The 13298-nt window shown below is 69.0% G+C and carries 10 protein-coding genes and 2 pseudogenes; 4 read left to right on the top strand and 8 right to left on the bottom strand.

Translation table 11 applies throughout. The annotated features are described in order from the left end of the window. Positions 1–239: 239 nt before the first annotated feature. The gene (locus P3T35_RS39695; protein WP_180356926.1) at positions 240–1283 is read right to left on the bottom strand and encodes a ParB/RepB/Spo0J family partition protein; all 1044 of its coding nucleotides are present in this window, start codon (positions 1281–1283) and stop codon (positions 240–242) included. A gap of 199 nt (positions 1284–1482) precedes the next feature. On the opposite strand from P3T35_RS39695, the gene P3T35_RS39690 reads away from it, so the two are divergent. Continuing rightward, positions 1483–1914 carry a hypothetical protein gene (locus P3T35_RS39690; protein WP_101385620.1) on the top strand — a complete coding sequence of 144 codons (432 nt, stop codon included), beginning with the start codon at positions 1483–1485 and terminating at the stop codon, positions 1912–1914. 432 nt (positions 1915–2346) lie between these two features. Here the strand turns inward: P3T35_RS39690 and P3T35_RS39685 are convergent, their stop codons facing one another. The 3 genes and pseudogenes from P3T35_RS39685 to P3T35_RS39675 form a co-directional block, all read right to left on the bottom strand. Then, the gene (locus P3T35_RS39685; protein ID WP_180356927.1) at positions 2347–3600 is read right to left on the bottom strand and encodes a ParB/RepB/Spo0J family partition protein; all 1254 of its coding nucleotides are present in this window, start codon (positions 3598–3600) and stop codon (positions 2347–2349) included. Beyond that, positions 3597–4745 (bottom strand): ParA family protein, encoded by a 1149-nt coding sequence (locus tag P3T35_RS39680; protein WP_101385622.1) that lies wholly within the window; start codon positions 4743–4745, stop codon positions 3597–3599. Before P3T35_RS39680 ends, P3T35_RS39685 begins: the two co-directional genes overlap by 4 nt. A 473-nt stretch (positions 4746–5218) precedes the next feature. Continuing rightward, positions 5219–5593: pseudogene (locus tag P3T35_RS39675) on the bottom strand (SMI1/KNR4 family protein); the annotation flags it as partial. A gap of 156 nt (positions 5594–5749) precedes the next feature. On the opposite strand from P3T35_RS39675, the gene P3T35_RS40540 reads away from it, so the two are divergent. From P3T35_RS40540 to P3T35_RS39665, 3 genes are all read left to right on the top strand, one after another. Continuing rightward, positions 5750–5911 (top strand): hypothetical protein, encoded by a 162-nt coding sequence (locus P3T35_RS40540; RefSeq protein WP_348533463.1) that lies wholly within the window; start codon positions 5750–5752, stop codon positions 5909–5911. After that, positions 5890–6555, top strand: a complete 666-nt coding sequence (locus P3T35_RS39670; protein WP_348533464.1) for a GntR family transcriptional regulator — start codon at positions 5890–5892, stop codon at positions 6553–6555. Before P3T35_RS40540 ends, P3T35_RS39670 begins: the two co-directional genes overlap by 22 nt. 147 nt (positions 6556–6702) lie before the next feature. Then, positions 6703–6981 (top strand): hypothetical protein, encoded by a 279-nt coding sequence (locus P3T35_RS39665; protein ID WP_218976848.1) that lies wholly within the window; start codon positions 6703–6705, stop codon positions 6979–6981. Here the strand turns inward: P3T35_RS39665 and P3T35_RS39660 are convergent. From P3T35_RS39660 to P3T35_RS39645, 4 genes and pseudogenes are all read right to left on the bottom strand, one after another. Beyond that, positions 6982–7994 (bottom strand): annotated as a pseudogene (locus P3T35_RS39660) (IS630 family transposase). It lies immediately after the preceding gene. 1879 nt (positions 7995–9873) lie between these two features. Further along, entirely contained in the window at positions 9874–10278 is a 405-nt protein-coding gene (locus P3T35_RS39655; RefSeq protein ID WP_101385625.1) for a DUF6009 family protein, read from the bottom strand. After that, positions 10275–11891 (bottom strand): phage/plasmid primase, P4 family, encoded by a 1617-nt coding sequence (locus P3T35_RS39650; RefSeq protein WP_101385626.1) that lies wholly within the window; start codon positions 11889–11891, stop codon positions 10275–10277. Before P3T35_RS39650 ends, P3T35_RS39655 begins: the two co-directional genes overlap by 4 nt. Further along, positions 11888–12970: a bifunctional DNA primase/polymerase gene (locus P3T35_RS39645; RefSeq protein ID WP_280709753.1), complete on the bottom strand. Its 1083-nt coding sequence runs from the start codon at positions 12968–12970 to the stop codon at positions 11888–11890. Before P3T35_RS39645 ends, P3T35_RS39650 begins: the two co-directional genes overlap by 4 nt. Between the last annotated feature and the right edge of the window lie 328 nt (positions 12971–13298).

The raw sequence follows: 13298 nt of genomic DNA, 5'->3' as shown, positions 1-13298 counted from the left end.
CCCGCACCACCGACAACGACTGAACAAGGCCAACGACGACGCGAGGGTCAGAACTCAACCGTCCAAAGTGGGTCACGGTTCAGCCGCCGCCGACACACGCAAACACAACCCGTCACAACGGACAATCAGGAAAGCCGTAGACACAGCCCGACCAAAGCCACAAAAGAAACCCCCACCCCGGCCAAAAAGCCTGTCGCCACCCTCACCCGCCGGACAGGCACACCAGACCCGCGTCAGCATCAACGCGAAACAGCCCACACCCACTGCCCCGCTGGTAGGAGATGTGGGGGCTCCGTGGATGCCGTAGCCTCCTCGCTGCCAGTGGGAGACTGCCAGTCATCGCGGCTCTCACCGCCGCGGGGGACCACCAAGCTGCCCGGGTTGTTGTCCGCGGACAACAACGGGGTCGGTGCCACCTGGCCGACTGCGGCTGACTGCGGTTCGGTTGCTGCTGGGGTGTCATGGCCGTCCGGCACACCAGTAGCTGGGCTCAGCCCTTGAGCTGTTGGGGCGGCTGGTGTGTTGTCCGCGGACAACACACCAACCTTCGCGAGAGCGCGCAGCTTGCGGTCCTCGTCGCGGCGGGTTCGCTCCTCTTCCTGGAGCTGGTCGGCCAGGGCGAGGAGGTCGTCGGTGCCAAGGCTCGGGTCGTCCTTGAGGGCACGGGCGAGGCGCCGGGCCCACCGCTCGGCGAGCTGGCCGCTGACGAGTCGTTCCTGGATGGCGTCGGGGAGGGTGAGGAGGGCCACCTGGTTGCCGACCCAGGAGCGGTCCTTTCCGCGGCGGCGGGCGACTTCGGCGGCGTTGCCTCCGCAGGCTTCGAGGAGCTGCTTGATGCCTTGGGCGCGCTCGATGATGTCGAAATCGGTGCGGTCCTCGTTCTCCAGAAGGAGGTTGTCGAGGAAGTCTTCCGGGCTGCCGGCCAGATCATCGCGGACGACGAAGTCGAGCGCGTCCAAGCCGACGTGGAGTGCCGAACGGTAGCGGCGCTCACCGTTGAGGAGGACGTACTCAGCGCTGGCGGGGTCGAGGATCTTGTCGTGGTCGGGCCACAGCTTCAGGTAGGCGGCCCGGGTGACGGCGACGCACGCGGTGGTCTGGCGGGCGGCAAGACTGCTGCCGAGGGTGTTCTTGTCCTCGTCGGTGCCGAAGTTCCGCCGGGGGTTCACCGGACACGGCGCGACCACGGCCAGAGGCAGGCGCACGAGATCGTATGCGGGGATCGTGCCTTCGGTGATGGCCTTCGCCCGGCCACGCTCGCTACGCGGGGGCCGGGCCGCCATCTCTGCGATGCGGCGCCCTCCTCGGGGGGCCATGCCGACCACGGCGGTGTGGCCGCGCCCACGAGTGCGATGAGCTGGGAGGCGTCCTCGGGTACTCGGTTAGCTTGCCGCGGCGCAGGTCCGGCTCGGGCTGCCGGTTCGGTGCGCGGCGGCCTACGGTGGGGGCAGGCGGGGCTGATCGCTCAAGGACGGTGCCGCAATGGACAAGGAACGTGCCGAGCGGCTCGTGGCCGCGCTGCGGGCCCGAGAGGTGATGGCGCACCTGGCCGAGCTGGGTGTGTACGAGTACGCGGTACGCGTCGTGCTTCCGGACGGCGGGAGTGAGGCGGTCTGGGACAGCAGCGATGCGCTCGGCCTGGAGGCGGAGGTCCTGCAGGACGGGGTCCTGATGGGGCTGGTGCCACACGTGCCCGGGTCGGAGCGGATGACCGAGGACGAACTCGTCACGGCGATCGCCACGACCGAGTACGACCGGGCCGGCCTGCACCCGCCAACCGACGCTGGTCCCCCTTCATCGCCGGACCCCGAGCGGCCGTCCTCCCCAGCCACTATCCGGCCCGCCGCGGATGACTCGACCCCGCAAGCCGGCCCCAAACCGAGGCGGCACTGGTGGTCGCGCCGATCCTCGTAATGCCCGTATCAGACCGGATCCGGCCAGCGAGGTCGGGAGGCGCGACAGGGCTGTGTTGTCCGCGGACAACAACCGGCTGGCGGCCTCACTGGCCCTGGCTGACCCCTGCTGAGCTACCGCGGGGTCTGTCATGCCCGTCCGGCGCACCATCAGCAGTGGTCCGGACCTGGCGCGTTGGGCGGTTGGTGTTGGGCGGTTGGTGTGTTGTCCGCGGACAACACACCCCACATTTCCATGATCGGCTAGAGGCTCTGAGGAGACGAGACGGTCATCCCGGGCTCGGAGCAGGCGGCCTCCCAACCCGGCACTGGCCGTTCAACGCCTCAACGGGCGCCTCCAACTCGTCGGTCGTTCCCTGTTGCAGCGTCAAGTCTCGTTCCGACGCCGTTGCGCCGCGTTGGCGGGGCAGGGTACGGCTGCGTTTCCGACCGGTCAGCCCGCAGGTGTCGCGCTTGCACGCTGCTCGGCATCGGGGACCTTGAGCAGTACAGCCTCGGCCTCGGCAACCTTGGCCAGAACAGCCTCGGCCACAGCCTTGGCTTCCACGGGCGACAGGAACTTGCAGATCCAGCCCGCAACGCCACTCGGGTCTCGCCAGTCAGGGGTGTCCGGTGCGATCCGCTGTGGCTCTGCGGCCGGGACACGAGGTGTCGGCAACTCAGCAGGCTCTTCCGTGGAAATCTGGATGCCGCCCGCATCACCTCGGCTCTCGGAAGGAGCTGTCGGGGCCGCACTCCCCCGGTTGTTGTCCGCGGACAACAACGGGGTCGGTGCCACCTGGCCGACTGCGGCTGACTGCGGTTCGGTTGCTGCTGGGGTGTCATGGCCGTCCGGCACACCAGTAGCTGGGCTCAGCCCTTGAGCTGTTGGGGCGGCTGGTGTGTTGTCCGCGGACAACACACCAACCTTCGCGAGAGCGCGCAGCTTGCGGTCCTCGTCGCGGCGGGTTCGCTCCTCTTCCTGGAGCTGGTCGGCCAGGGCGAGGAGGTCGTCGGTGCCAAGGCTCGGGTCGTCCTTGAGGGCACGGGCGAGGCGCCGGGCCCACCGCTCGGCGAGCTGGCCGCTGACGAGTCGTTCCTGGATGGCGTCGGGGAGGGTGAGGAGGGCCACCTGGTTGCCGACCCAGGAGCGGTCCTTTCCGCGGCGGCGGGCGACTTCGGCGGCGTTGCCTCCGCAGGCTTCGAGGAGCTGCTTGATGCCTTGGGCGCGCTCGATGATGTCGAAATCGGTGCGGTCCTCGTTCTCCAGAAGGAGGTTGTCGAGGAAGTCTTCCGGGCTGCCGGCCAGATCATCGCGGACGACGAAGTCGAGCGCGTCCAAGCCGACGTGGAGTGCCGAACGGTAGCGGCGCTCACCGTTGAGGAGGACGTACTCAGCGCTGGCGGGGTCGAGGATCTTGTCGTGGTCGGGCCACAGCTTCAGGTAGGCGGCCCGGGTGACGGCGACGCACGCGGTGGTCTGGCGGGCGGCAAGACTGCTGCCGAGGGTGTTCTTGTCCTCGTCGGTGCCGAAGTTCCGCCGGGGGTTCACCGGACACGGCGCGACCACGGCCAGAGGCAGGCGCACGAGATCGTATGCGGGGATCGTGCCTTCGGTGATGGCCTTCGCCCGGCCACGCTCGCTACGCGGGGGCCGGGCCGCGCCGAAGCTCCCGGCTCCAAGTCGGTCGGCTACGCGGCTGCTCACGCGATCCTCCGGGCGATGTCGCGCATGGCGTCGGCCTGCTCGCTGTCGGGGGCCCACACGAGCAGGGGTGTCTTGGTGCGGACGGCTTCCCGCTGGTCCTTGAGGTCGTTGACGACGGCGATCACCTCGGGCTTGCCGATGCTCCTCCAGCTCTCGAGCGAGGAGGTGAGGACGTAGCCCTTGCGGACGTCGTAGAGGTTGACGATGAACCCGAGGTCGCAGATGTCGACGTCCAGGTCGTCGCACAGGGCGTCGATCTGCTCGCGCAGCAGGGCGTAGGCGTCGGCTGAGGAGTCCTCTGCCTGTACGGGGATGACCAGACCGGAGCCGCCATCTTCCTCGCCCTCGCGGGTGCGCACGTAGTAGAGGGCGTTGTCCATGGCGTAGCCGAGGGACGGCGGGCAGTCGATCAGCATGAAGTCGAAGTCGCCGGCGAGGGGCTCGAGTGCCTTCTCGAGGGCGGTCTCCTTGATGCGGATCTCGCGGTAGGTCGCCAGCTTGGCGTCCAGCAGGAAGCCGTCGGTGCAGGCGGGCAAGAGGGAGAGCCGGCCTCCGAAGGCATCACCGTCGACTGGAAGGACGAGGTCCGCGAGTTCCCCGATCTTCTCGCCGGTCATGTGCTTGACGAGGCTGTCGCCCTTGAGGGCCAGGTGCTCGTGGCCGAGCTGCTTGGTGAGGTGGCCCTGGGGGTCGAAGTCGACCATGAGGACGCGGAAGCCCATTTCGGCGAGGGCCTGGCCGATCCCGGAGGTCAGCGCGGTCTTGCCGACGCCGCCCTTCTGGTTGCCGATCGCGATCCGGCGGGCCCCGGTGGCGCGGCGGGCGCGCTCGGGGAGGGGGTGGGCGTCCAGCCAGAGCCGGATGGACTGGGCAACTCCCTGGTTGTAGGCGAGCTTCAACGCGGAGCAGTCGGATCGGAAGTCCGCCAGCAAGGCGCTAGGGACGTAGGTCGAGAAGGACGTCGCGCCGGAGACGTCGATCGTGGGGAGAGGCTTGGTGGCCTCTTTCCATGCCTTGATGCCTTCGGTGACGGCGTCTTGGATGTCGACGCCTACGGTGGCGGCTCGAATCTTCAACTCGCGCCGCAGCTGCTGGGGGAGCTTGGTAACTACCTTGTCCCGCTCATCGGTGTCAGGGGTGGCCATGCGGGGAGTTTACTAACCGCTAGGCATTCTTGAGTCACCGACACCCCGTGAGACTGCCTCAGGCCACCCGAATATTGCCGGTGTTGTCCGCGGACAACACGCCACGGTCCGCTGCTGCTTGCCCGCTGTGTTGTCCGCGGACAACGCAGCGTCGTCAGCTGGCCTCTTCTGAAGAGGCCAGCTGACGAAGGCTCGTGCCCGCAGGGTCACCGGGCCCGAGCCATTCGCGTGCGCCGTCGTGTTGTCCGCGGACAACACGACGACTCAGCAACGTCGGCTGAGCTATTACCCGGTCATAGCAGACTTGGGATCACGTCCCGGCTATAGCGCCAGCTCCGGCCAGGACCGATCAGATCAGCAGCCCGCAGTGTGCGGCGGAGAACCTCTTGGGGCACCTGCTCAGCCATCGACAGTCGAGCCGGCCGATTCGAACAGGCACGGTCTGCCGTCTCCCTTCCCCGTCTCGGCCGGTGCTACAGCAGATGCCCGAGGTCTCCGTCGATGACGGTCTCGGTGATGAGAGGACGGTCCCAGAGCGCGAGAATCTCATCCGCCAAGGCCACGATCAGGCGCGGGTCCCGGTCGCCGTACGCCTTGATCGCAGCAGCCGACAGACCGCGCGGGACGGCATCGGCGTCGAGCAGGACACGCGAGTCCTGCGGCGTGAGTTCGAGGAACTCCAGTCCGGTCAGCCCGGCGGTCTCCAGTGGGTCGGCAAGCGTCCCGGGGTAGGCAGAGAGGGTGCGCAGGCGTGGCAGCCCGAGGACGGGGGCGAGGCTGAACGGTTCGCCGTCCCACACGCCGAGGCTCAGGACCTCCACGTCGGGGCGGGCGGCGGCCTCGACGCTCGTGAGGCCAGCTGACGAAGGCTCGGCCGAGGACGTGTGGGTGCTGGTCATGCACCGGCTCTGCTCCACGAGCCGGGGACGGCCGGTGCAGGTGGATGTGATGGTCGCCTCGGCACTGCATCAGCGGTTGCGCTACGAAGTTCGGAAAGGATGACGATGACCGCAGAGCAGAGCAGAGCAGAGCAGGGCAGGATCAGGAAGGCGGACCGCGAGGACCCGCGGGCCATCCACCAGAGGATCGCTGCCGATCTTGGAGATGAGATCCTCTCCGGAGAGAGCTTCCGGAGGGCAGCCGACTGCCCTCCACCGCCCAACTGATCGAACGGTTTGGCGCCTCGAACGCTTCGATCCAGAAAGCAGTCGGGTTGCTCAAGGGGGAGGGACTGGTCACTTCCCGGGCCGGGGCGAGCGTCCAGGTCAGCACGAAGCGCCGCCAGACGATGACCCCTGCCGACTACGCCGCTCCCGCCGGAGAGGGTGAGCCGTACAGGTGGATCTCCGAGGCAGCGGATCAGGGCTTTCGGGGGAGCAGCGAGTTGCTCAGCGTCGGCGAGGTTCCGGCGCCGCGAGAAGTTGCGGCGGCCTTCGGGGTTCCCGCTGGGGCGTCAGTTGCACTGCGGGCTCAAGTGCTCTTCCTCGACGACCAGCCCGCCGAGCTCGTGGAGTCGTACTACCCCTTGGACATGGCCCGCGGTACCCCGCTGCTGGAGCATCGCAAGATCAAGGGCGGGACCCCCACGCTCCTGGCCGGGCTCGGGCATCTGCCCCAGCCCGGAGGGACTGAGGACCGGGTGTCCGCGTGCATCCCAACGCCGGCACAGTTCACGGCGCTGCACCTGCCGGGTGAGCTCGTGCCGGTCCTGCGCACCTTCCGGGTTGTGCGCAGCACCGCAGGCAGGGTCGTCGAGGCCACGGTGATGGTGAAGGCCGGCCACCGCCTCGAGCTCCAGTACCGGTTCTGACCACCACGACCTTGCTGCCTTTTGCGAATAGTGCTCTGACCGCATAGGTTCGCCGGATTAATTCAGTCGAAACAAGTCCAGCAGTCTGAGTAGCCTCGCCCTGTGGTGGATCAAGAGCAGTACGTTCGGTATCGGGAAGACTCGAAGGTGCTGGCAGCGATCGGGGAGCTTGTCGACGCCCAGGTCGGCCGTGTCACGGTGCGACTGCCCAGGGCTGTGGCCGAGGCCGCAGTAGCCGCCTGGGAGCGTGACGAGTTGGGTGACGTCGGCGAGGAGACCCATGAGCAGTACGAGCTGCGGGGCCAGGCTGGTGATCTGGCACTGATCGGCCTTGAGATCTCGGAGGACGGCCGCTGGGAGGGCGAGGAGGTCGTCATCGACCTGCATGTCCACTCCGCGGGGGCAGCCTGGTTGGCGTCGCAGTAGTCAGGCCGCAGCGGCCACCGGTCTGCCGCCCCAGCGGGCGCCCTTCTCGCTGCGGATTCGGGCGCGTTCACGGCGTTGGGCGGCCAGGACGTCGGGGTGGCGGGCGTTGGCGTTGCGCCAGCGCAGGTAGGCGTGCAGCGCGCGGGTCTGGACCGTGTGGTCGGGGTGGTTGGAGTTCGCCAGGGTGAACTGTCGCAGCGGTCCGAAGTGCGCCTCGATCGGGTTCGCCCAGGACGCGTTGGTCGGTGTGAAGCACAGGTGGACGTTGTTGTTGTGGGCCCAGCGGCGGATCTTCTTGCCGTTGTGGGCGGAGAGGTTGTCCAGGATCACGTAGACCGGGGAGCCGTCGGGTCGGGTGGCCCGGATCGTCTTGAGCGCGGCGAGGGTGTTCGCGGTGCCCTTGCGGCGGCGGTTGATGCCCCACAGGGCGTCGTCGCCGATCGAGTAGCAGCCGTGGAAGTAGGTGACGCCGTGGGTGCGGTGGGGCGCGGGCAGCCGGTCGGGACGGCCCTCCTTGGCCCATCCGCTGCCGGCGGTGGGGCGGATCCCGAGGGGGCCGAACTCGTCGAAGGCGAACGTGCGGTCGGGCAAGCGGTCGAGGGCGTGCTCGATCCGGTCGAGCTTGGCGTCACGATCTGGGTCGGTGGACTCCTTCCAGGTCTTGGTTCGCTGGAAGGTGACGCCCCGTCGGGCGAGCAGGCAGCGCAGGGCCTCGCGGCCGATCCGGATCACCCGGCCGTGCGCCTTCCGCAGGTAGGGGGCGAGCTTGCGGATCGACCAGCGGGTGAAGAGCTGCCCGAGCTTGGCCGGGCGGGTGGTGGCCGTCTGGACGACGAAGTCCTCGTCGTCAGGACTGAGTTGGCGGGGACGGCCTCCCGCCCACCGAGGGTCCAGGCGGGCCAGCCCGATCTTGTTGACTGGTGGATGACATCGCGCACGGTGTCCTCGTCGGCCGCTACCAGCTGGGCGATGACCGGCACGCGGTTCCCGCCGGCCGAGGCCAGCAGCATCATCGCCCGCCGATAGCGCACCGAACTCGTGCTGCCGCGCCGCACGATCTGCTGTAACTGCTGGCCCTCCTGGTCGGTCAGTCTCCGAACCTTGACCGGCTCCGCCGCCACGCCTCCCCGAATCCCGGATGTCCCCCACGTCCAACCGGTCCAGGCGGTGCTACCGCCAACCCGGCGAACCTATGCGGTCAGAGCAATAGATGTACCTGCAGGCAGAGCTTGATCAACCGTCAGAGGCGCGTCGGCTGATCATTGGCCGACGCGCCGCCCGATGACATGCTTTGCCTGTGTGTCCGTCAGAAGCGGAGGGTTTAGGATCTGCAACGTCCAGTAGTTGGTCTCTTGCGGGTTGGAAGCCGCAAGAGCACTTCGACTGGCGGGAAAGCCAACGGCCCCGGTGTCCGGGGCGGATTGGAAGTCCGCCGGTTCCGGAACCCGGGGCCGGTCCGAGAAGAGGCCTTACTTGGCGGTGCGGCCTTCGATCCTCGGTGAACCGTCTAGTACTGGAAGGACGGTCCGCTGTGCATCAGCGTACCCGGAGCATGACCCGTGAGCGCAACAGCGTGCTGTGCGCGCCTCATGATGTGTGCTCTCGGACGTTGATCTTTGACCATGAGTTTCCCGCGGTGCTGACCATTTCGCTCCCCGCGGGTGCAGCCCCAGTCGGCTCAACCGAGTCGGGGGTCGAGATGACTTAGGCCTCTACGGGCGGCGCCCCTACTCGTTGCTCCTCCTGACAGGGAGGATTTCACGTAGCGCCGCCCGGGTGCTCGTCGGCTGCCAGGCCGATTGCGCGCCCAAATCATCACCGTGAGGAGACCGCCCTGGCAGGGGCCTGTCGTCCTCGCTTCTTTGGTTCTTCCCAGGAACCGCGTCCAGCGCCCGGAACTAGGAGAGCAAGCAGTCCAGCGCCTGGAACTAGGAGAGCAAACACATGGTGCAGCACGACGCTGCCTCTTTCCAGTCGGGCATGCCCGCACGCTCAGCAAACGGCTCATTTCAGGTCACCGTGCGCGCCCGCGGCGTCCGTTCTACCCGAGATGACACATACGAGCTTCCGCATCTGGCCGGGGTGTCCACGCTCGGCGGTGGCCAGTGAGCGCCCCGCTCGATGTTGCTCCTGTACCCCTGTCGGCAGGTCCTGTCGCGCCGGCGCCTGCGCTGCCGATTCAACGGTCCGCCGGCTGGCAGTCGAGGCTGCCAGCCGGTTTGTCTCCTCGAATGCGGGCGCTGGTCGTCAAGGGCAGTGGGGTCGAGCGGTATCGGGAGGGCGGTTCTGACGGTGGGTCGGGCGCTGGCCGGGACACACACCGGGTCACCAGCGCGATCGCGTTCTCATTCGCCCGGGCCGGCGGGGACCAGGCCGCGCTGCAGCAGGTGCTGCTTGCGTCTCCTGCGCCTGGTGGTGCATTGCTGCGGGATCTGGCCCACCAGAAGGGTCATGACCACGCGGTGCGGTACCTGGGCCGGGTGTGGCGGCGTGCGGTTCGTGTGACGGGTGAGTCCGCGCCGATCCGAGAGCGAGGGCACGAGGCCCCCGGGTACCTGGATGGGGTCAACCGGCGACACACCCCCGCAACGACGTCTGCTGCCCCGTCAGACACCCCGGCTGAGCTGGACTTTCGCCTCCTCTCCGACCTGATGGCCCGGGATGCCTTCCGGGCTCGTGGCCTGGGCAAGACCGCCGCCGAGGTGGTCGCGGCGCTGGCCTACCGGGATGGGCAGACCGCGGTGGAGCTCGCCGGCAGCACCCGGCGGCACCGAGCCACCGTCCACGCTCGGCTGGCCCTGCTGTTGAAGCACGGCCTGGTCGTGAAGACGGGCGAGCTGTACTGCCTGGCCGACGGACTCCTTCAGGCTCCGGCCCGGTTGGGGCCGACCGTCAGCTTTTCGGCAGCGTTATGCCCAGTTCGAGCATGGCGGGGGAGGCGGGACCGCCCTGGGAGCGCTCGGTCTTGTCGCCCTTCACGGTGGGCGCGATGGTGCGCGGGTCGACGGCCTCGGACGGCGAGCCGGTGGCGTACAGGCCGTCAGGTTCCTGGTCGCGGTCGTGGGGGAGCAGCCAGAAGACGCGGCGGCGGAAGGTGCCGGAGGCGCGGGAGGAGGGTGCCGTCGGGCCGAGGACGGCGTAGCCGACCATGCGGCCGTCGCGGTGGTAGGGGGGCCTGCCCTTGCGTGAGCTGAGTCGTTCCAGGCTCTGGCGGACGTAGTCGAGTGGTTCGGGGTCCTCGAGCCAGCGGATCTCGATCTCGTGGGCGAGGTCGGCGGGGTCGATCAGGGCGCTCACGGCTGCGGCTCCTCGTCGGCCAGCAGGCCGATCCCTGGGTAGTACTTGCGGGAGTTGGACAGGACCATGTCCTTGGGGGAGGTCATACCCAGTGTTTCGCGCACGCGCGCGGCGAAGGCGCGGGCGGTGACGGGGTTGGCGCCTTCCGCGCCGCACCAGCGGCTGTAAGCGCCGTACAGCTGGGCCTGTTCGGCGCGCAGGCCGTCGGCGATCTTGCACGCTTCGGCGATGAAGCGTCCCACGCTGTCCTCGGTCTCGGCGTACGCGCTCGTGGCGGTCTGCACGCTCCGCGGTCCGGTGAGGTCCTTGTGCCCGTTGAAGTACCTGCCGGCGCCGGTGATGAGCCAGTTGAGGATGCCGGGGCCCTCCTCGGCGACCAGGACGTGGGCGAGGTTGTCGATCTTCCGGTTCTCGGCGACGACCCGCTCGAACGGGATCAGCCGCATGCGGCGCCAGAAGGCGGGGCCTCCGGTGCCGACCTCGGGACGGTGGTTGCCCAGCAACCAGAGCTTGTGGGTCGGGTTGAAGCTGAAGAAGTCCTGGCGCATTCTGCGGGCCTTGACCCTGTCGCCGCCGGTCAGCAGTTTCACCCGGGCCTCGTCGAAACGGTCGCCGGGCTTGAGTTCGGAGCACATGATGATCCGTCGGCCGTGCAGTTCGGCCAGGTCCGTGGGGTGGCCCTCGAAGGCGCGGGCCATGAGGAAGCCGGGCGGGGCCGCGTCGGCGTAGTCGCCGAGCAGCTGCAGCATCACGTCCAGCAGGACGGACTTGCCGTTCTTCCCGGTGCCGTACAGGAACGGCATGATCTGCGCCCCCACGTCCCCGGAGATCGAGTATCCCAGGCACAGGTGCAGGAAGCCGACCATCTCCTTGCCTTCGGAGCCTTCCCCGAAGGTGTCCTCCAGGAAGCGGAACCAGCGCGGCGTGGGCATCGCCTGCGGGGCGACCGTGGTGGAGCGCGAGTGGCTGTGGCGGGTGGGGTCCGGCGGGATGAGGAGTCCGGTGCGCAGGTCGACGACGCCGGCGGGGGTGCACAGGGCGTACGGGTCGGCGTCGAGTGTGGAGGCGTGCATCACCATGCCGGGGGCAGCCTTGGCCTGTTCCAGCATGGCTGTCATGCCGCTGGTGGACAGCGCACGGCGGCGGTGGCGCTTCAGCTCGCTGGTGGTGTAGGTGCCGCTCGGATCGTGAAGGACCAAGTGCTCGGCCATCTCGCCGGCAGCCCACAGCACGGTGTCGGTCTCGTCGATCTGCCACCGGTGGCCGGCCCAGCTGTACCAGCCCAGGCCTGGCACGTAGCGGTAGTCAGCGCCGTACAGGCGCACGAACAGCTTGGCGTTGCCGCGGTCGCTCAACGAGTCCGGCAGCAGCCCCTGCCGGCTGACGGCCGACGCCGGCTGCGCCTCCTGGACCTCCTGCACCGTCACCGGCTGAGGGGGTTGGGGTACGAGCGGTGTCAGGGCCGGCAGGCTGTCCTGGACCGGCGGGTACGGCCGGGCCGCCTGCCCCGGCACCGGGGCGGTGCCGGGTGGCGGTGCGCCGGTGGCGGTCAGGATCTGCTGCGCGGCGGCCAAGGCGTCGAAGCCTCCTCCCGGTCCGTGGGCGGTGGTCATGCGCGTCCTCGCAGATGCAGGGGGCGGCGGGTGCCTGCGGCCAGGCCCGCGTGAACGATCGGTGCCCAGCGGCGTTCCTGGCCTGGGCGGGCGGTGGAGGCGGCGTCCAGCAGGATGGCCGCGGCGTCGGCCTCGCTGAGGTAGCCGGCCGCGGCCAGTCCACCGGCGGTGAACGCCGCGCGGTTGAGCTTGTCGGTGAAGCCCATTCCTTCCGGGGCGGCCGTGCAGGCGACGACCTCGGCCAACAGGCCGGTCAGGACGGCGGGCGTTCCGTCCTGGGCACCACCGGCGGCGATGACCGCCTGCCGGGCGCGGGACGGGGGCCTGCGCGGTTCAAGCTCGTGCTGCGGCGCTTCCGCGTGGTGGGTGCGCTGCAGTTCTGCGGCCAGCCAGGACGGCAGGGGAGCGGGCTGCCGCACGGCGCCGACGGGCGTGTAGGCGCCGTTCACGGTGACGGTCCCCGGCGCGATGATGAAGCCGCCACGGGCGCGGACGTCCACCTGCCAGGCGAGCGCCCGGTTCTTCCCCGCGCCGGTGGAGGAGCGCAGCGGCAGGGTTGGGTGTGCCTGGTACCAGATGTGCAGGCCACCGGATGGGGTTCTCACCCGCAAGGTGGCGGTGTCGTCGGCCGGGCTGGGGTACCCACGCAGGGCGGCCAGCAGGGCGAGGGTGTCGAAACCGGTGGCCAGACCTCCCAGGTCGACCGCGTCCGGGATCGCGATGCCGGGGAGCAGCCGGTCTCGGGCGGGCAGGGGCTTGGCGTGCGCGTCGACGTCGATGACGACCAGGTGAGCCGGCCCGCAGGAGATGCCGACGCCCAGGTGCGGGGTGGCCTCCCACCAGGAGCGCAGCCTGTCGTGGTCGGTGGTCGCGGCCAGGTGGCCGTGGCACCAGCGGCCGGCCACCAGGCAGCGACACCCGGCGGCGCGGTGCCCGGCGGCCGCGCAGTCGGCGCAGTTGGCCACCGGGTGCTTGGTACCCGGGGCCAGCGGGTGCACCGGCCATCCCTGGGCGGCACACCACCTGGCGACCTGCAGCGGCGACGCGGATGTGGTGGGGACGCCGACAGAGCTTGCCACCTTGATGTCCCTCCCGCTGTCAGCCTGCCGGCTCCGTCGTACGTCGCTGCCGAGTCTGCGCAGGTCACAGCCCTGACAGCGACTGAAGCGACTCAGTTTCCAATATGGAGCCCACAGACTAGCGGAGCCGCCGAGCCTTGAGTGCGCCGTGGGTGCGGCGGCCACAGCGACCGAGACGTGCCGGAAGCGACCGTACGGTCTTCAGTCGCTCACCCGCGTGAGCAACATTTTCCCAGGTCAGGGCTGTGATGGTGGGGAATCAGCGACTGAAGCGACTGAAGGTCGGGTATATGAACGCGTACGCGCACGCAGGAATGTCGTTATAAGC

The sequence above is a fragment of the Kitasatospora sp. GP30 genome, assembly GCF_029892145.1.
In the GTDB taxonomy this organism is placed as follows: Bacteria; Actinomycetota; Actinomycetes; order Streptomycetales; family Streptomycetaceae; genus Kitasatospora; species Kitasatospora acidiphila.
This window is presented reverse-complemented; position numbering and strand designations above follow the sequence as displayed.